We start from the raw sequence: 19774 nt of genomic DNA on the forward strand, positions 1-19774 counted from the left end.
TCGTTATTATTCATCGACATCAGCGCTCAATTTGTCTAAATTTGATTTAGCGCCGTTTGCTGTTACGATGTCCAAAATAGCGAGGCTATCAATGACTGCCGCTTCGACAAGGATGACCCCATGATAAAAAAACTGCTCATCGCCAATAGAGGTGAGATTGCCCTACGTATCGTTCGAGCTTGCAAGGCGCTTGGCATAGAAACCGTCGGCGTCTATTCAACGGCGGATGCCAATTTAATGCACCTACGCTTTGTTGATGAAGCAATCTGTATTGGCAAACCCAATGCCAACCAAAGCTATCTCGATATTAGCACCATTTTGACCGCCGCTGAAATCACTGGCGCTGATGCCATTCACCCTGGTTATGGTTTTTTGGCAGAAAATGCTGAGTTTGCTGAACGCGTTGAAGAAGCTGGTTTGACCTTTGTCGGCCCCAATGCTGACCACATTCGCTTAATGGGCAATAAAGTATCAGCCATTAATGCCATGAAAAAAGCAGGCGTACCAACAGTTCCTGGTTCAGTGGGTGCCGTCACTTTGCATAACGCTGAAGAGCAAGCGCGCAATATCGGCTTTCCGCTTTTGATTAAAGCTGCTTCTGGTGGCGGTGGCCGCGGTATGCGCGTTGTTGAACGTTTTGATGAGCTTATCGGCCAAGTACAAGCTGCCAAACAAGAGGCTGAACTGTGGTTTGGTGATGATACCGTTTATATGGAGCGTTATCTCCAAAATCCGCGCCACGTAGAAGTACAGGTACTGGGCGATGGTAATGGCAATGCCATTCATCTGTATGACCGCGATTGTTCATTACAACGTCGTCACCAAAAAGTCTTAGAAGAAGCACCTGCCCCAGATATCCCTGACGATGTGCGTCAGCCCATTTTAGATGCTTGCGTCAAAGCTTGCGAGCTGGTCAAATATCGCGGCGCGGGTACGTTTGAGTTTTTATTTGAAAATAATGAATACTTTTTTATTGAGATGAATACCCGCGTGCAGGTTGAACATCCAGTCACTGAGATGATTACCGGTATCGATGTCGTCGTTGAACAGCTTAAAATCGCGGCTGGCTACGGTTTATCGTATCGTCAGAGCGAGATTGAAATTCAAGGCCACGCCATAGAGTGTCGTATCAATGCCGAAGATCCAGCGACCTTTATGCCTTGCCCAGGTACGGTCAATCAGTTGTTTGCCCCAAGTGGCGCGGGCGTGCGTTTTGACTCGCACCTCTACCCAAGTTATGAGATTCCAAGCTATTATGATTCCTTGATTGGCAAGCTGATCTGTCACGGTCAAACACGTCAGCAAGCGATATCTAAAACCCTGCATGCGCTTGACGAATTGGTGATTGAAGGTATCAAAACCAATATATCCTTGCATCGTGATGTTATTTTAGCGGATGATAAATTTGTTAATGAAGCGCAAAACATTCACTACCTAGAAAGAGAATTATTAACATCTAATAAGGATAAAGCTGATTCTGCTTCTTAGTTAGTCTTAGTCTTTTTGTTTAAGCAGAAATTAAAAAAAACCGCTACCTAAAAGATAGCGGTTTTTTTATATGTCTAAATTTTATAAAGTGCTGCTTAAATTTTATAAATAACGCTAAGGTAATATTCTGGTGAAATTCATAAAGCATTCTGTACCCTCAGGATCGGCGCACCACTGCATTTTATTGCCTTCATGGTTCAAAAACGCTATTAATGCCTCGCCAGTTTGATCTACCTGATTGCCCGAGCAATCGACTTCGTTATTATCATAAACCGTTTTTAGCGCAATAATAGGTAAGCCTTCATCACGATGGGTGACTAAGTAGCGCCCGTAGGTCCACTCTTTACCACTAACTGCCCACATCTCATTATCGGCCGCAAAATTATAAATCTCTCGACATTGAGTAGACTTAGCGGTTAACAGGTTTTTACTGCTAGTTGGCTGCACCTTGACGATACGCTTTTCATTTTGGGTCAACACGCCACCCTCAGCGCCAGTGCCTACTTTTGGTTCATCAATTTTGCCCAGCTCCATCTTTGACGCCGCTTGCTTAGCTTGCGCATCTTTGGTCATCGTGATGCCACTGTCTAAATCTATCTCCCACTGTCCGGCGATAGCGGGACTGATATGGGTGGTAACGGTAGGTTTGCTAACCGCTTCACCGTTCACTGGCAGTGACGCTAAAATAGAGGCCAATGAAAATGAAGCAAAAGATATAGGTTCCATAATTAACCTTTTTTAATATTATAATAATAAATAAGACGTACATTAGCGTAAGTCTTAGACACCAAAAACACAAGTAACATTATGCTATTAGTCGTACGACTTTGACCAACCCTGACCTCAACGTAAACCTTCATCAATAAACTCATGCCCAATATTGTTTTTAAAACTCACCTACCAAATATTAAGTGTATATACACAAAAATAACGCCATGGCTAATTTGCAAAAGCCATGGCGTTATAAACTAACATCGTAAATCGAACTATTTCATTATCGGCTAAAGGCGATATTAAGCAGCAACTGGGCTAGCCGCTTGAGCAAAGGCGGACAATGCGCCTTTCAGCATCGCTGATACCGTGCTACTACAAGTGCCGATGCCTGAGTAAACATCACCGTCAACATTTAGCTGAATGTAAGCTGCGGCATTGGCGTTGGTTTTATTGTCATTGTTGGTATCATCATCGATACCATCACCGCTATTATGCTGCGGATTAATCGCGTGCTCAGCGTAGTTGATAACATGGATAGATTTACCTGTGTGCTGCGCAAGGCCATCAATAAACGATGACAATGGACCATTACCGGTTCCGTCAATAGTAATGGTGTCGCCATTCATCTGCACTTGACCGTTAAAGTAAACCTCGCCGCCTTTATTATTGACACTATAATCTAAAAGCTCGAAGCTGCCTTGCTGTAGATATGTCTCTTCAAAGGTTTTTAAAATTTCATCGTTTTGCAATTCACGAGCAGCGCTTTCCGCTTGTTTTTGGACCACGCCGCTAAAGTCAATTTGCATCCAGCGCGGCAAATTAAAGCCATAATTGCGCTGCAAGATATAAGCAACGCCGCCTTTACCAGATTGGCTATTGATACGGACCACATCTTGATAGCTGCGACCGATGTGCGCCGGATCAATCGGCAAATAAGCAACGTCCCAGACGTTATCGGTTTCATCTTGGTGTTTTTCATTGTAATCAAGAGATTTTTTGATGGCATCTTGATGTGAGCCACTAAAGGCGGTAAACACAAGCTCACCAACGTACGGATGGCGCGGATGTAGCGGCAAGTTATTACACTCGCTTACCACTTGTACAATCTCACTCATATTACTAAAATCAAGCTCGGGGTCGATGCCTTGACTAAACAAGTTCATCGCCATCACCATGATATCCATATTACCCGTACGCTCGCCATTGCCAAGCAAAGTGCCCTCGATACGATCGGCACCAGCAAGCACGCCAAGCTCGGCAGCCGCTACCGCACAGCCACGGTCGTTATGCGTATGTAAGCTTACGGTGACATGCTCACGCTTGGCAATATGACGACAAAAATACTCAACTTGGTCGGCAAATACATTTGGCGTTGATGCTTCAACCGTCGCTGGCAAGTTTAAAATCACTTCTTGGCCGTTTTCAGGCTGCCAAACCTCACAAACTGCGTCACAGACTTCGACCGCATATTCAGTTTCCGTTTGGCTAAAGCTTTCAGGCGAATACTGAAATACCCATTCTGTTTCAGGGTATTTAGCTGCGTATTCGACCAATAAATTAGCGCCAGCAATGGCTATTTCTTTAATTTCTACTTTATCCTTAGCATATACTTTTTCACGTTGTACACGACTGGTTGAGTTATAGACGTGAACGATGGCACGCTTCGCGCCTTTTAATGACTCAAAAGTACGGGCAATCAAATGCTCACGCGCCTGCACCAATACTTGCAAAGTGACATCAGCAGGCACATGGTTTTCTTCAATGAGTTTACGTGCAAAATCAAACTCAACTTGCGCCGCCGACGGAAAACCAATTTCAATCTCTTTAAAACCCACATCGACCAAGGTTTTAAAAAAGCGCATTTTTTGTTCAATGGTCATCGGATCAATCAGCGCCTGATTGCCATCACGCAGGTCCACGCTTGCCCAAATTGGTGATTTCCCAATCGTCTTGCTCGGCCATGTACGATCTGCTAGCACAGGAGCAAACGCAAATGGACGATATTTACGGAAATCAAAAGCGGCATTTTTTGGGGTGACTTTTGCAGGCGCGCGGTCTGCATTGCGTGTTGCTTGATTAGGCATAATCAATCCTTAGATAACATAAAGAGCTGAGTTGAAGTATAGATTTTAACTGGGCAACTAATGACCAAGCACTCTTTATCATACGAGATAATAAAAGTTTATGCCATTATAATAACAAAGTTTTTGTACTAGAAATCAGCTTTATTTAGCTACTATTTATAATATTTTAGTGAAATAAACCACTATCTCACCTATAATTAGATTATTTCACTAGATAGACGATATTCGATGTTAAATAATCATACGAACAGTGTTTTACCTATAGATATTGATGCTACCGACAAACAGTTATTACGCTTACTACAAACCCAAGCACGTATGAGTATTACCGAGCTTGCCGAAAGGGTTAACTTATCAGCGACCCCTTGCGCGCGCCGTATCAAACGCTTGGAAGAAGCAGGTATTATCACCGGCTACCATACCCAGACCGATGCGCAAAAGCTTGGCTATCCTTTAGCCGTTTTTATTGCGATTAGTATGGATCGCCATACTGCAGATCGCTTTGAGCTTTTTGAAGAGAAAATCCAAAGTTTTGAGGAAGTGGTGAGCTGTAGTATCGTCACCGGTCGCACTGAAGACTACTTAATCAAAGTACGGGTGCGTGATATGGCACATTATGAAGAATTTTTATTGCATAGGCTCAATCGTATCGAAGGCGTCGCTCAAGTGCATACCAGTTTTGAGCTACGAGAAGTCTTTAGCCGTAGCGTGGTTTAGTTTGACGGTTAATGTGGCTGTTTCCTTTCATTAACTCTAATTATCAATTAAATGAGGACTGAGACTGCCGCTGTGTTTGACGCTGAAAAAAGAAGACTAAAACCAACCCTAATAATAAACCGCTAGCCGCGACCAACAAACCCGCGTTAAAATTATCCTGTTTCCCTGCCAGCGCTACCGTGACCAGCGGCCCTATGAACTGCCCAATGGCATAAGCCAAAGTTGCCAGTCCAATCAACAAATTTGAGTAGGCGGGATTGATATTTTTAATCAAATTAAGCGTCATTGACACCATACCGACAAAGGTCAAACCTAAAATCACCGCATTACCGTACAAGCCAACGGCGCCATTAAACCATAGCGGCAAACACATGCCAAATGCTTGCAATAACGTCAACCCCATCAAGGTTTTACTTTCGCCAATACGCTTGGCAAGCGCGCCCCAAATAGGGTTTGACAACATGGCAAAGATACCAACCACTAGCCAAATCAGTAGCCCTGCATAGCTTTGTGCCGTCAGGCGCTGCGTTGCCATGACTGGCAAAAAAGTCGCCGACGTAATATAACCAAACCCCGCCAGCACATAACTTGCCGACAGTAATGCAATCGCCTTGCTATGACCAGCGGCCGCTTCATATAACGAACGTTTAAAATTACGATAAGCTTGCGGTACAGATAGGCGTTGATTGTTATGGTTTAATTCGGCAGGCTTCGATTTGAGAGCCTTTTGCTGAAAGGATTGTAAATTAGAAGACGTGGATTTAGATGAGTGTGAAGCGGACGAAATCAAGCTTTGCGGTCTGATAGCATAAAGTAGCCATAATAACGGCAGACTGATAATTCCTGCTACCAGCCAAATGATATCAAAATGATAACCGAGCGTTAATAGCCACCAAGTCAAGACGGCAGAGGCACTGATACCGACGCCAATCCCTGCATAATGTAAGGCTGAAAGTACCGAGCGGCGCTCATCACTAAAGCTTTGAATCACCAGCGATGAGCTTAAAATCATGGCCACCCCGCTGGCGATACCCGATAGTAGCCGAATGACATACCAGCTATTTAATGACAGATTTGGCACCACCAATAGCATGGTGGTCACGATGCTGACGGCTGTCCATGTTATGAGCATTTGCCATGTCAAACGCTGAGGCACAAACATCGCAATCAGCGCCCCAATAAAATAACCACTATAATTGACCGAAGCCAGCCAACCTGCAATGACCGTCGATAACGATAATTGCGTCATGATATCAGGTAAGGTGGCGGTAAATAAAAAGCGCCCAAACCCCATCACTACTGCCAGACAATACAACCCTATGCAAGCAATCGCCGTTTGATGGGTAATAATAGTAGCAGCACGGCTTTTAAGAGCAGTCATCATGACAGAGCCATTTTGTGGCAAAACGCCCACAATCCTTTGTGTTAAAAAAAGCCATACCTAACCAATTAAAAATAGAAAAACGTCTCAATACAACACTTACTGCTATCACGCGCTTACTATTAAGAAATATTGCGAATTGGATTGCTTGCTTGTTCATCTGCTGCTGTTTGTCCCAGCATTTGCACGCGCTGATCGCTAAACATATCCATATCAGGGGCAAGCGTGCGCATAAAGCGATCAAAATAGAGCATCTGCTTGGTCAATAATGCAAAGTCACGTGGGAAATGAATGCCATGACGCTTGCCGACCTCGACAATCTCCAACATCATTTTATTTAATTCATCGGCTTGCTCTTTACTATTAAAAGGCACACCGCTGGTAAAGGCTTTGTCTTCTGCCATAATGGTTTTCATCATACGCTGCAAATCATTGCCCAATGCCGCGACCTCAACTTGATTGCCGCCATGGGTCATCTCCATATCAATCATATGGCGCGCCATGGCTTGATAATCACTGTCTTGCATTGCCTGCATCATACCCATACAGGCGCGCCAGCTTTCCGCTTTTAATTTACCAACGATACCGAAGTCCAAGAAACCAATACGCCCATCGGTTAATAGCATCAAGTTACCTGCGTGCAAATCCGCATGGAAACTATTACATAGCATGAGACTGGCAAACCAAGTATTAAGGGTATCTGCCATCACTTGTGCCGGATCATTACTATACTGACGCATGGCGGCTTCATCTACCATAGAAACGCCGTATAAGCGGCTCATAGTCAGCACGCGCTTGGTGGTCAGCTCCTCATAGACAGTTGGCGCAACGACGCGTGTATTTCCTGATATCGCTAAAAACTGCTGAAAATCACGGATATTTTGCGCCTCAGCGATAAAATCGGTTTCGGCAAGCATCCGCAGACGAATCTCATCGATAATTGGCGCAATACTGGCAAAGCGCATCGAAGGCATTAGTAGCTCAACCAATTTAGTCACGCCATGTAAGACGCCCAAATCGGTTTGCATAATGGTTTCAACCCCCGGTTTTTGTACCTTTAATACCACTTCATCACCATTATGCAATCGCGCCGCATGCACTTGGGCAATAGACGCTGAAGCGAGTGGTTTTTCGTCGATATAAGCAAAAATCTTTTCAAGCGTCAGGCCAGTGGCGGCCAGCTCTTCTTTTAATACCTGTTCGATATAAGTGTAGGATAATGGCGTCGTTTGATCCAAACAGCTCTGAAACGCCTCTACATATTCACGTGGAAATAATGACGGCGTACTGGCAATAAACTGCCCGATTTTTATATAAGTCGTGCCCAATTGCTCAAAGGTTTCTTTTAACAGCATCGCATCAGGTTTTTCACCCTTTGCAACTCTCAATGCAGACAAACCAGCAACGCTTGCGGTTTGGCGCACACGATTAACGACATTAAAGGTATGCTTTAATAAATGCGGACGATGAATTTTCATAAAAAAACAACTATGGTAATAAAAAGGAGGTTATGAGGATAGGAAGAGTTAAAAAGCTTGAGCAATTTGCTAATGTTTGGCACAAATCGGACAATGCACATCTTTGCGATAGCCCATCAGTCGTTGCTGCATCTGGCTACCATCCCATATTAACAGCTTATTTGTCAGTGGATTTTTGGTTAATCCTAGATATTGTAGCGCTGCATTGGCTTGCAAGTTACCCATAATAGCGGGCGTGGTGGCGAGTACCCCTGAATTGGCACAAGTACGTTCATCCGCTGCCGCATCGTCTGTTACCGAACCAAAGACGCAATGATAGCAGCCGGTATTTAAGTGTGGCTCATATAGTGCCAATTGTCCTTGCATGGCTATCGCTGAGGCGGATAATAACGGAATCTGGTAACGCACACTAATGCGGTTGATGATATCGCGAGTGGCAAAATTATCCGTGCAGTCTAAAAGTAAGTCAGGCTTACCAGATGCCATCTCAAGCAGCTCATAAGCATTGTCTTCACTCAATCTGGCCACTGTCCCACGCGCCCTAACCAAAGGGTTAATTTTGGTCAGCATATGAGCTGCCGTGAGCGCCTTAGGTTTGCCGATATCTTCAGGTAAAAATAGCGTTTGGCGTTGTAGATTACTGGCTTCAATCACATCATCATCAATCAGCTGCACTTGCCCAAGCCCTGCCCGCACTAACATCTCAGAAGCAGGACAACCGAGACCGCCCGCCCCAATCATCACGACTCGCGAGGCTTTCAAACGTAGCTGCGCATCGATATCCCAGCCATCAAGCAAAATCTGCCGCGCATAACGCAGCAGTTCTGCATCTGTTAGCTGCCCTGTTTCTTTGGAGTGCGTCATACTTTCTACCACTATTTTTTACCACAAGTTATAAGCAAAATATCTATTATTGAAAACCTATTCTTAAAGACTCACCTTTAAAAACTTACTCTTAAAAACCAATTATAACAGCTGACCTAAAGTCACCCTGTCATTACCGCCAAAGTCTTGCACAGTATGAACAGACTCAAAGCGATTGTCCAAAAATAGCTGACTAACTTTCGCACCTTGATCAAAACCATGCTCAATTGCTAAAAGCCCAGCTGCATTCAAATATTGCGGTGCCTGCTTAACAATAAGCGCTATATCGGCAAGTCCATGATTGGGGGCGCTTAAGGCGCTAATCGGCTCGGCGACCAGTCTTGCTAAATGCTCATCTTCTTCATCGATATACGGCGGGTTGGATACAATCACATCAAATAATGGCTCATCCTGAACAGACAGCGCCTCATACCAACTGCTTTGGATAAACTTAATATCAGCAGCCACCTCATTTACCATTGCATTATGCCTAGCCACTTTTAACGCCTCTAGCGATAAATCAACGGCAACCACTTGCCATCTCTCAGCCTTATTGTTTGGCTGACGCTTATTTAACTCATGCGCGAGGCTAATCGCTATACAGCCTGAGCCAGTGCCCAAATCTAAGAGGCGCTTTGGTTTATTATCGTCATCGTTGCGGTTTGGTTGAGAGTTTATCCAAGCTAAAACTTGTTCAATCAGTACCTCAGTATCGGGTCTCGGTATCAATGTATGCTCATTGACTGTAAAATTCAGCGACCAAAATTCTTGCTGTCCCGTTAAATACGCCAAGGGCGTGCCCTGCTGCATCTTAGTCACACCCGCATAAAATTGCGTAAGCTCGCTATCGGTCAGTTGATAGTTTTCATCCGTGATTAAAAAAGAGCTTGGCTGCTCAATGACAAACAACAGCCAATCCGTGAGCCAAAACGAGGGCAAATGACTGCTTGCAGCTGCATTCGTCAATTGCTGAATTTTTTGTTTTATTTGCCCAATGGTAACTGCTGTCATAGATAACTCGTAAAATTACTGTTTACTAAATAAGCCTGTTGAACTGGCTATATGTCATGCATTAACTACTCTGAAGCGCGGGGCGGCTCTTTGGTATCCGTTAGGTTTGGATTGGCTTTGGTTAACTTATCGCCAATACCGCTGCCGCCTTCACCATCGCTATCGCCATAAATATCGTCGTTATCACCAATAACGATATATTTATCAACAAAGTAAATCAGCGCTAAAATTGGAATACCAATCGCAAAGGTAAAAATAAAGAAGAACGGATAGCCCATGCTATCAACGATAGAGCCCGAATAGCCACCCATGACTTTAGGTATCAAAGTCATCAATGAAGAAAAAATAGCGTATTGTACCGCGGTAAAACGTATAGAGGTCAATGCCGATAAGAAAGCAATAAATACCGCGCTAGCAAGACCAGCGGCTAAGTTATCAAAAATCACCGCCATATACATAATAGGCAAGCTGCCAGGATTGTAAGTCAGCACCACAAATAACAAATTGGTCGCACAAGCGAGAATGGCGCCAATCATCATCGCATGCATGATACGAAAACGCTGCGCCAATAGTCCGCCTAAAAAACCACCAGCGATCGCCATAATGACGCCAACCAGTTTGACCGCATTGGCAATATCGGTTTTACTAAAGCCCATGTCTTGATAAAAGACGTTTGATATCACCCCTGCCACGATATCTGAGATACGGTACAAACCAATCAAGGCCAATAACAATAACGCCTTTTTACCATAGCGTCTAAAGAAATCTAAGATAGGCTCAATCCACGTCGCCATCGCAATTTCTTTTTTGACCAAACCAACTTTTACCAAGGCATAACCCGCTGCCAGCGCTACGGCTAAGCTTGTTAGCAAATGCAGCGTCTCACTGATAAAGCTGACAAACACGCCTTCAAACTCAGGCAATCCTTGTCCTATCAAAACATAGGCGGCGATAAATGCGACGACGGCAAACACAAACAATAAAACCAATCTGACATAGTCTTCGCGGGTTTCTGCCACCAATGGCGCTTTATTAATAATTTTAGGTTGATTAATCATAAAATAAAGCAGCAGCAATGGCGCACAAGCAACCAATGCTAAAAAGTAGAACTTAATGCTCGGCATTGCTATCAGCGGTATCAGCGCAATGCTACTATCAAAAACTTTATTAATCAGAATATTGACAAGATATATGGCGCTAAACAACAACGCCGGTATTAATAGTAACGCTGAGTAAATTAAGAAAACTTTGAGGTTATTTCTTTGTTTATTATTTTGCAAAATCTCAGCGGTTGGCTCATAGCTGGCAAAGGTGGTCAATATACCTAAAGTCATGACTCCAGCCATAATATAATAGGTATTGCGCCACGCTTCATAACTATAAAAGCTTTCCGTTGAACCAAAATAATCTGCTAAATACAGCGCGCCTGCCCCAGCGACAATCATACCAATGCGGTAACCTGACACATAAATAGAGGACAAAATAGACTGCATCGATGGCGGTGCCAGCTCAATGCGGTAAGCATCAATAACGATATCTTGGGTAGCAGAAGAAAAGCCCAACAAAACCGCCGCGCCCGCCATATAAACCAACACGTCTTCGCTGATAGGGTTGACCGTCGCCATCAAAAAAATGGCCAATACAATCAGCATCTGCGATACCACCATCCAGCTACGGCGACGACCCAACCATTTGGTCAAAAAAGGGACCGGCAGCGCGTCGATTAATGGCGCCCAAATAAACTTAAAGGAATATCCCAATGCTGCCCAGCTGAACATGGTGACGACACCGCGGTCAATGCCTGCTTCTCTTAACCATAACGACAGACTGGAAAAAATAAGCAAAATGGGAATACCGGCCGAAAACCCTAAAAACAGCATGATAATAACGCGCGAATCTAGATAAGCCTTGGCGGCTTCTGCCCATGATTTTTTGGCAATCGGTTGTTCAGGCGTTACAGGTTGGACAGCAGACATAATCACTCACCAAAAATTGAGATAAAAAACACAACTGCGCACAATTTTTATCAATCATTTCTCAGTAATACGGATAAAAAAGATCGATAAAAATTGCTCAGCATTGTATAAAAACCATCGTTAGCACAAAATTGAATTATGGTACTTGAGAACGCTAACCTTGACTAGATGTTTTTGCATTAACTTAATAACCATAGCATTTGGCAACACCGTTTATTTCAATACGGTAACGTCGTGTATCAGTAGCTCACCCAAACATTAAAACAATCTTTCTTTCGTTGTCTATTGCTTTAAACACCTATTGTCAATTTAAGAAAAATAAATTACTATATATTCCAAATTAGTATAAATTCATAGCCATTTATTATATACGAGAATAATAACTTTGATTTACACTAGCGACTTATTGAATGCTTGTAGTTTTTTATTTTTATATACAGACGAGGTTTGTATATTTATACATAGGGTTAAATGATGGCAATCGACGTAGTGGTCAATCAGCGGCATCTACAAATCCAGCTCAAACAGTTGGAAACAGTGTGGCATACGGTAATCAATGGCTATAATTTAAGTCAAGCGGCCACCGTGCTGCATACCAGTCAATCGAGTCTATCAAAGCATATCGCGGCACTTGAGAACCAGCTTAAAACCGAAGTGTTCGTGCGCCAAGGCAAACGTCTAACAGGACTGACGACCATGGGTACAGCGCTGATGCCGCATATCGAATCTATCTTTGCTGAAATCCGGACCATTGAAAACCTCAGTTTGGATTTTAATAACCCCAATATTGGCACACTGACCATTGCGACCACCCATACGCAAGCGCGTTATGTATTGCCAAGAGTGGTCAAAGAATTTAAAGATCGTTTTCCCAAGGTCAATTTAATCCTGCAACAAGCAGATCCCGAAACCATCGCGCAGATGGTTATTCGTGGGCAGGCAGATATTGGCATTGCGACCGAATCCTTGTTGCACAATGATTATCTACGCTGCTACCGTTATTACGACTGGACGCATCGGGTTATTGTACCGAGCGACCATGAGCTGGCGGGTTTAGAATCGATTGATTTGCCAACCCTTGCCAGCTACCCGATTGTCACTTATCACGGCGGCTTTACGGGACGCGGCGCGATTGACAAAACCTTTAGCGACGCAGGACTTGAGCCTGATATTGTACTCGCAGCTCTTGATGCCGACGTGATTAGCACTTATGTTGGATTAGGATTGGGCATTGGTATTATCGCTGAAATGGCATTTGAGCCAAGCCATTATCATAATTTAACCGCCATTCCTGTCGATCATTTTGGACGTTTTACCAGTTGGATGGCGGTACGTGATGATGCAGAAATCCGTCAATACGGACGCGCCTTTATGGAACTATGCCAAAAGCAATTTAGTCAGTAGCTTTGAATGTAGTGAGTAGCTTTTTAAAACTCAGCACTTAGGCAATGAATAATAACTTCAAGCATTCTGCTTAATCATGATTTCTTTGATAAATACAAATGGCACCGTTCTCAATAGATAGCGGTGTTTTTTTGCTCTTATACATGCTGCGAATTATTACGATTTGTTATTATTTTAAGGGCTGACCTTTATATTCTCTATAACTGCCCCATCATATGAGCTATTGAATCATCAGCCTGCTTTTTATTCCTGATATTTAAAAACTAACTATAAAAACGTCGTTGCAAGGCGACCGCATAAAAATAGGTGAATCATGAGCAACACAATTCCATTATCATTTTTAGACTTAGCACCCGTTCCCGAAGGCAAAACCATTGCTGAAGGCATTGCCCAAACCGTTGCTATCGCGCAGCAAGCAGAAAAATATGGCTTCAACCGCTATTGGATGGCCGAGCATCACAATATGCCGGGTATCGCTAGTGCGGCGACGTCGGTGCTGTTATCGCACATCGGTAGCCAAACCAAGCGCATACGCATCGGGGCTGGTGGCGTCATGCTGCCCAACCATGCACCGCTTATCATTGCTGAGCAGTTTGGTACCTTACAGGCGTTATACGGTGACCGTATCGATTTAGGTTTAGGCCGCGCGCCAGGTACCGATGGTGCAACATTTCAGGCGCTGCGCCGTCAAATGCAAGATGCCGATCGTTTCCCGCAAGACGTCCAAGAGCTCATGTATTTCTTAGGTGATGGCACCGATGACAGTCCTGTGCAATCATTCCCAGGGGCGAAATCTAATATTCCTATTTGGATACTGGGCTCGTCTCTTTTTGGCGCCACTCTAGCAGCGCATTTAGGCCTACCCTATGTGTTTGCCTCGCATTTTGCGCCGCAGATGATGGCACAAGCGATTAATGCCTATCGCGAACAGTTTAAACCATCAGCGCATCTAGATAAGCCTTATGTAATGCTGGCGGCTAACCTGCTACTGGCTGACGACGACGCAACGGCGCATTATCACTTTACCTCAGCGCAGCAAAGCTTTGTCCGCTTGCGCCGCGGTGAGCGTGGACAAATGCCTATGCCAACTCATGATATGGACAGCATCTGGAGCCCTGCGGAAAAAATGATGGTAGACAACGCTTTATCGGTGTCATTTGTTGGTTCTGTCGAAACGGTCAAACCAAAACTGGCAGAATTTATCGCAAAGTATCAACCAGATGAGCTAATTGTCACCGCCAATGTTTATGACCAGGCAGCACGTCTGCGTTCACTGGAACTTACATCTGAGTTAAACTTGTTTACTTTACAATAACCCGCGCCGCTTGCATAATTATTGATAAACCTTAAGGAGATTATGGTCATGGAACCTTCTGCCTTTATCGGCTCATCAATATTTTTATACATCGTCGCTTTTATTGTGGTCTTGATTATTGGCGGTTATTTGACGTATCGTGTTAGCCCTAAACGCAAACATCGCCGCGTGAATAATCATGATAAAGACAATGTGAGATAACGACAATAAATCTTAAAAGTCCCCTTTTCTAATTTAAAAAGGGGACTTTTTTATAACGACTGTTTTTATTTTTATTAAAAGCGAAAGCATTTCTCATATACCTAACATTATTATCGATGCTATATCCACCCTAATCCGCGTAATATCGCCGCACCAATCGCCATACCAAACATTGCCACCACGGTGGTAAATGCTAAAATATTGGCCGCCAATATATCATTACCGCCCATGGCTTTCGCCATCACATAACTGGCCGCCGCCGTCGGTGACGCCACCATCAAAAACAGCACACCCATATGCACGCCTGATAAGCCAAAACCCAATCCGACTGCGATAGCGATTATAGGCGCAATCACAATACGTCCAATACTGGCTTGCATGGATAAACCTGACGGATGCAACATCGACTTTAAATCAATACTTGCACCCGCACAAATCAGCGCCAATGGCAATGCCACCGCAGCTAGTAAATCGCCAGTGGTATGAATGACGCCGCCAATAGGCGGCAGCGGCAGGGCTTTATAAGCAAAAGCTGCGACCAAGGCGATAATTAACGGATTGGTAAACAGTTTTTTGACAATCATTATGCTACGACTGACCCATGTATCGTCGGCGCTTTTGGACACCCGACTTAAGGTAATGACCGCTAAGATATTAAACAATATCGTCACCACGCCCATATAGACGGCACCAATACTTAAACCCTGCTCTCCATAAGCGTTGGCGACGGTTGCCAGACCGATAATCGCCATATTACTGCGAAAGATACCTTGTACAAACACCCCTTGGTCGGCAGGCTTATCGACAAAAGCCTTGGCATAAATCTCTGCGCCTATAAACAAAATAAAGGTCACAACAATACCAGCAATGATTAAAGTCATTTGTTTGGCATAATCGACCTCGCTATCAACCACGCTAAAAAACAGTAAGCACGGTAAACAATAATTAAAGACAAAGCTGGATGCTTGATCGATAAAAGCTTGGCTTGCCTCACCGCGCCTTTGCATAAAAAAACCCAACCACATCAAAACAAGGTTGGGCAATACGATGGTAATGGCAAAAATAATAGCAGCGGTCATAAATAAGCTCAGGTTATGAATATATCCAAAGCTATATTGTTAAATAAACAGCAATGGTGAGTAGGTATTTTAAAATGGGTTAGCTTGGATAACGGAAAGCTATTTTATTATAGTGTATATAACGCCGCTATTGCTGCTTTGAATACGAGGGCGTGTTCTCAATTCAATCGATGTATATCTAAATGGGCTAAAAATGGTTAAAATTTTAAAATGAAAACACGCCCTAATCAGACTTTTTCACCCACTTGCCGTCCGAGTTTTTCTCATAACTGTTTTCGACAGCGGCCCATGCGGTAGCAAACCAGCGTGATTCATCGTCATATTGTTTACTGGCGCTATTGAATGCGGCCAAAAAGATTTCTTGCGCGTGCTTAGGCAGATTACCTTTTACCGAATCGGGCAGTTCAGATAATTTATCGTAAGGCATATCATTACTCCTTGCTAATTATTTTTCTTTTATCCTACTCTTAAACGAGCACGTCTTAAATTATCAAGTTTTAAATCAGGAAACTGTTTTGAAATTGTTAAGGTATTTGCCATAAAGGAGCCCATAACGCTTTGTCATTACGGGCTTCTTTTATAAACACAGTTTAAAGCTTTAAGATTTGCTAAACCATTATTATGAGTTTAACGCTGCTTGGGCTTTTTTCTGCTTCTTGACGGTCATCGCCAATAGCTGAATGGCGGCAGGCGTGACCCCGCTGATGCGTCCCGCTTGGGCAAGCGTGGCAGGACGAATTTGCGCCAGCTTTTGCACAATCTCATTGGACAATCCCGACACCACACTATAATCAAAATCCATTGGCAAGGCAGTATTTTCCAAACGCTTCATCTGATCGATATCTTCTTGCTGACGGTCAATGTAGCCGGCGTATTTAACAGAAATCTCAATCTGCTCACCGACTTGGCTATCAACCTCTGAACCAGTAATCGCCGCGATATCAGTAAAATGTATTTGCGGACGTTTTAATAAATCATACGCAGTCGATTCTTTAGACAGCACCTCGCCTGTCTGCGCCGTCACTTGCTGACCTAAAGCATTAGCAGGAGTTGCCCAAATATCTTTGAGGCGCGAGGTTTCGGTAGCAACGGCTTCCATTTTTTCTTGATAAGCCTGCCAGCGCACATCATCTACCAAACCAAGCTTGCGACCAGTCTCAGTCAAACGCTGATCAGCATTGTCTTCACGCAGTAGCAAACGATATTCGGCGCGGCTGGTAAACATACGATATGGCTCAGTGGTACCATGCGTAATCAAGTCATCGACCAGTACGCCAAGATAGGCTTCATCGCGGCGCGGCGTCCAAATATCAAATTCACTGTTTTCACAGGTGACCAATGCCGCATTAGTGCCGGCTAATAAACCTTGGACGCCCGCCTCTTCGTAGCCTGTTGTACCATTGATTTGACCGGCAAAGTATAAGCGGTCGATTGACTTGGTCTCAAGCGTTGGTTTTAGGTTCTGCGGATCAAAATAATCATACTCAATCGCATAGCCGGGACGCGTGATGTGTGCGTTCTCAAGACCCTTCATACTATGGATAAAGTCTAATTGCACATCAAACGGCAAGCTAGTTGAGATACCGTTTGGATATAGCTCATGCGTGGTCAAACCTTCGGGCTCAATAAAGATTTGATGGCTGTCTTTATCGGCAAAACGGTGAATCTTGTCTTCAATTGATGGACAATAACGCGGCCCAACGCCTTCGATTTTGCCTGAGAACATCGGTGAGCGGTCTAGGTTTTCACGGATAATGTCATGGGTGCGCGCATTGGTATGGGTGATATAGCAATTGACCTGTTCAGGATGCATGGACACATCGCCCATATAGCTCATCACCGGCAGCGGTGTATCGCCTGGCTGCACTGTCATCACGCTAAAGTCAACGCTACGCGCATCAATACGTGCTGGTGTACCGGTCTTTAGGCGACCCACCGGTAATTTCAATTCACGTAAACGATCTGCAAGCTTGATAGAAGGCTGATCGCCTGCGCGTCCACCTTTTGAATTTTCCAAACCAATATGAATGACACCGCCTAAAAACGTTCCTGAAGTCAGCACCACAGTTTGGGTGTTAAAAACAATCCCCGTTGCCGTCACAACAGCGGTCGCGCGACCATTTTCGACTAAGATATCATCTGCTGCTTGTTGGAATATATCAAGATTTGGCTGATTTTCTAACGTATGACGAATGGCGGCTTTATAAAGAATGCGATCCGCTTGCGCACGCGTGGCACGCACGGCAGCACCTTTACGACTATTAAGCACTCGAAACTGGATACCAGATTTGTCAGTCGCCAGTGCCATCGCACCGCCAAGCGCATCAATCTCACGTACCAAATGCGACTTACCAATACCACCAATCGCAGGGTTACAGCTCATCTGCCCTAGCGTTTCAATGTTATGCGTCAAGAGTAACGTTTGCGCACCCATACGTGCGGCCGCCAAAGCTGCTTCTGTGCCAGCATGACCGCCGCCGATCACTACCACGTCGTAATTTTTTGGGTATTGCATGTATGCCTCACTTGACTCTCGACGCAACCGTGAGCCAGAGGCTATCGCTGCATAGCATGGCTGCTGGTCAATAAGCGTCAGTCGAATTTAAAAAAGAGATAACGACTCAGATGAGCCATTAAAGATGGGTGAAATAGCCGGTAATTATAACAATTTTTTACCGTTTAAAAAACGTTATACGAAAAACTATTTAAATTAACTGCTATTGCCATTAATCATAAAGATGCATCAATAAAAGCTTGATAAACCTCGAATGGATTTATTTACCAGGACTGAGTGGTACAATGCGGTCAGCCTGCCCACTGGCCAGCATATGGTGGCTGCCGTAAGCTTCTGGGTTAATCTGCAAATAGGCATTCATCTGCCCAATAGCGTCGCCGTCATTGGTCGCCAAGATTTGCTCTTTAATCATCTCAACTGGCGGCAATGGCAAGTTTTTTAGCAAGGCCAAACGCTGAGCGTTATCACCCTTTAGCACAACCATCTCAATAAGTTGCCGCGCATCGATGGGTAAATCAGGGGTGTTTTGTGCCAATAATGCCAAATGATAAGCACCAGCTGCATCTTGATCCGCGACGATACGCTGCTCAATGGCAATATAAGTCGCTTCGGTTGCGCCGCCTGCTACGCTAAGCTGATGGATACATTTAAGAGCAGAATTTGGCTCATTGCCCGCCATATCGATTAAACGGGTTGATTCGTTTTTTAAATACTCGCGGCGTTTTTCGATAGCCGCTTGTTCAGCCGCCTCCTGCTGCTCCGTTAATTCTGTATTTGGTAATTCGGTGTTTGCTAAGTGATTATTCATATAACTCTCGCTTTTAGGCAAAATATATTTATCTTGGACACTATATGGGGCTAAAAGCGATAAAAACAATAAATTGCATAGACAATAAAAAACCCGAATAGCCTTTCTTCATGAAGAGAAATGGCTATTCAGGTTTACTTTGCTGCAATTTCTAAATGATTTATTGAGGCTTATCAACTGCCCAATAAAAACGCTTAACCATTAAGCAGCTGGGCTATTGGCTTCAACCAAAGGTTTTAGCTCGCCTGATTGGTACATTTGCAAAATGATGTCTGAACCGCCCATCAATTCACCGTCAATCCATAATTGCGGGAACGTTGGCCAATTAGCAATCTTCGGTAACGTAGCACGAATTTCTGGGTTTTCTAGAATATTAACATAAGCAAACGGGCGGCCAATTTGGGTCAAAACCTCAATCGACTTGGCAGAAAAACCACACTGTGGAAACTGCGGTGTGCCTTTCATATAAAGGATGACTTTATTGTCTTTGATTTGATCACGAATCAGCTGTTCAACATCGTTTGCAGCAGTATTTGGGGTTTGCTCACTCATAAAAGCTCCTATTTATTAAAACTATTATCAAAAAAAGATAGGTCACGCTAAATTTGGCCTGTGGCTGCTACATGGGGCGATTGCCGTTTATTGCAACCATCATGACTGACTACTAAGCCATTAGGGATTAAACATTAGGCATATTAGCATCTGAAACGTTAACATCAGAAATAGTATTGCTATCCAT

17 protein-coding genes are annotated in these 19774 nt (G+C 44.0%); 5 read left to right on the top strand and 12 right to left on the bottom strand.

What is annotated here, in order from left to right; all coding sequences use genetic code 11:
* Positions 1-120 precede the first annotated feature (120 nt).
* Positions 121-1488: an acetyl-CoA carboxylase biotin carboxylase subunit gene (gene accC, locus H9653_RS04970; protein ID WP_144296916.1), complete on the top strand. Its 1368-nt coding sequence runs from the start codon at positions 121-123 to the stop codon at positions 1486-1488.
* A gap of 114 nt (positions 1489-1602) precedes the next feature.
* Here the strand turns inward: accC and H9653_RS04975 are convergent, their stop codons facing one another.
* On the bottom strand, positions 1603-2214 hold the full coding sequence (locus tag H9653_RS04975) for a hypothetical protein (RefSeq protein WP_191690891.1): 612 nt from the start codon (positions 2212-2214) through the stop codon (positions 1603-1605).
* 287 nt (positions 2215-2501) lie between these two features.
* Entirely contained in the window at positions 2502-4286 is a 1785-nt protein-coding gene (gene leuA / locus H9653_RS04980) for a 2-isopropylmalate synthase (protein ID WP_191690892.1), read from the bottom strand.
* A 228-nt stretch (positions 4287-4514) separates the two neighbouring features.
* On the opposite strand from leuA, the gene H9653_RS04985 reads away from it, so the two are divergent.
* On the top strand, positions 4515-5003 hold the full coding sequence (locus tag H9653_RS04985) for an Lrp/AsnC family transcriptional regulator (protein WP_191690894.1): 489 nt from the start codon (positions 4515-4517) through the stop codon (positions 5001-5003).
* A 43-nt stretch (positions 5004-5046) separates the two neighbouring features.
* Here the strand turns inward: H9653_RS04985 and H9653_RS04990 are convergent, their stop codons facing one another.
* From H9653_RS04990 to H9653_RS05010, 5 genes are all read right to left on the bottom strand, one after another.
* Positions 5047-6387 (bottom strand): YbfB/YjiJ family MFS transporter, encoded by a 1341-nt coding sequence (locus H9653_RS04990; RefSeq protein WP_191690896.1) that lies wholly within the window; start codon positions 6385-6387, stop codon positions 5047-5049.
* Positions 6388-6506: 119 nt separating this feature from the next.
* Positions 6507-7862: an ABC1 kinase family protein gene (locus H9653_RS04995; protein ID WP_191690898.1), complete on the bottom strand. Its 1356-nt coding sequence runs from the start codon at positions 7860-7862 to the stop codon at positions 6507-6509.
* Between the two features lie 69 nt (positions 7863-7931).
* Positions 7932-8726: a HesA/MoeB/ThiF family protein gene (locus H9653_RS05000; protein WP_144296910.1), complete on the bottom strand. Its 795-nt coding sequence runs from the start codon at positions 8724-8726 to the stop codon at positions 7932-7934.
* Positions 8727-8828: 102 nt separating this feature from the next.
* Positions 8829-9737, bottom strand: coding sequence for a peptide chain release factor N(5)-glutamine methyltransferase (gene prmC / locus H9653_RS05005; RefSeq protein ID WP_191690899.1), 909 nt, complete (start codon positions 9735-9737; stop codon positions 8829-8831).
* Between the two features lie 65 nt (positions 9738-9802).
* Entirely contained in the window at positions 9803-11713 is a 1911-nt protein-coding gene (locus tag H9653_RS05010) for an AmpG family muropeptide MFS transporter (RefSeq protein WP_191690900.1), read from the bottom strand.
* A 474-nt stretch (positions 11714-12187) separates the two neighbouring features.
* On the opposite strand from H9653_RS05010, the gene H9653_RS05015 reads away from it, so the two are divergent.
* The 3 genes from H9653_RS05015 (at position 12188) to H9653_RS05025 (ending at position 14633) form a co-directional block, all read left to right on the top strand.
* Positions 12188-13117 (top strand): LysR substrate-binding domain-containing protein, encoded by a 930-nt coding sequence (locus H9653_RS05015; RefSeq protein WP_191690903.1) that lies wholly within the window; start codon positions 12188-12190, stop codon positions 13115-13117.
* 313 nt (positions 13118-13430) lie between these two features.
* Positions 13431-14432, top strand: coding sequence for an LLM class flavin-dependent oxidoreductase (locus tag H9653_RS05020; RefSeq protein ID WP_191690905.1), 1002 nt, complete (start codon positions 13431-13433; stop codon positions 14430-14432).
* 48 nt (positions 14433-14480) lie between these two features.
* Complete coding sequence (locus tag H9653_RS05025) at positions 14481-14633, top strand: hypothetical protein (protein WP_190295496.1); 153 nt, start codon at positions 14481-14483, stop codon at positions 14631-14633.
* A gap of 119 nt (positions 14634-14752) precedes the next feature.
* On the opposite strand, the gene H9653_RS05030 is transcribed toward H9653_RS05025, so the two are convergent.
* From H9653_RS05030 to grxD, 5 genes are all read right to left on the bottom strand, one after another.
* On the bottom strand, positions 14753-15712 hold the full coding sequence (locus tag H9653_RS05030; protein ID WP_191690908.1) for an AEC family transporter: 960 nt from the start codon (positions 15710-15712) through the stop codon (positions 14753-14755).
* A 223-nt stretch (positions 15713-15935) separates the two neighbouring features.
* Positions 15936-16139: a ChaB family protein gene (locus H9653_RS05035; protein WP_191690910.1), complete on the bottom strand. Its 204-nt coding sequence runs from the start codon at positions 16137-16139 to the stop codon at positions 15936-15938.
* 192 nt (positions 16140-16331) lie between these two features.
* Positions 16332-18227 carry a tRNA uridine-5-carboxymethylaminomethyl(34) synthesis enzyme MnmG gene (gene mnmG / locus H9653_RS05040; protein WP_191690913.1) on the bottom strand — a complete coding sequence of 632 codons (1896 nt, stop codon included), beginning with the start codon at positions 18225-18227 and terminating at the stop codon, positions 16332-16334.
* Positions 18228-18486: 259 nt separating this feature from the next.
* On the bottom strand, positions 18487-19035 hold the full coding sequence (locus H9653_RS05045) for a hypothetical protein (RefSeq protein WP_191690915.1): 549 nt from the start codon (positions 19033-19035) through the stop codon (positions 18487-18489).
* Between the two features lie 201 nt (positions 19036-19236).
* Positions 19237-19587 carry a Grx4 family monothiol glutaredoxin gene (gene grxD, locus H9653_RS05050; RefSeq protein WP_068408679.1) on the bottom strand — a complete coding sequence of 117 codons (351 nt, stop codon included), beginning with the start codon at positions 19585-19587 and terminating at the stop codon, positions 19237-19239.
* Positions 19588-19774: the final 187 nt, after the last annotated feature.

Origin of the sequence: Psychrobacter communis (assembly GCF_014836505.1) — a bacterium.
Classification (GTDB): domain Bacteria; phylum Pseudomonadota; class Gammaproteobacteria; order Pseudomonadales; family Moraxellaceae; genus Psychrobacter; species Psychrobacter faecalis.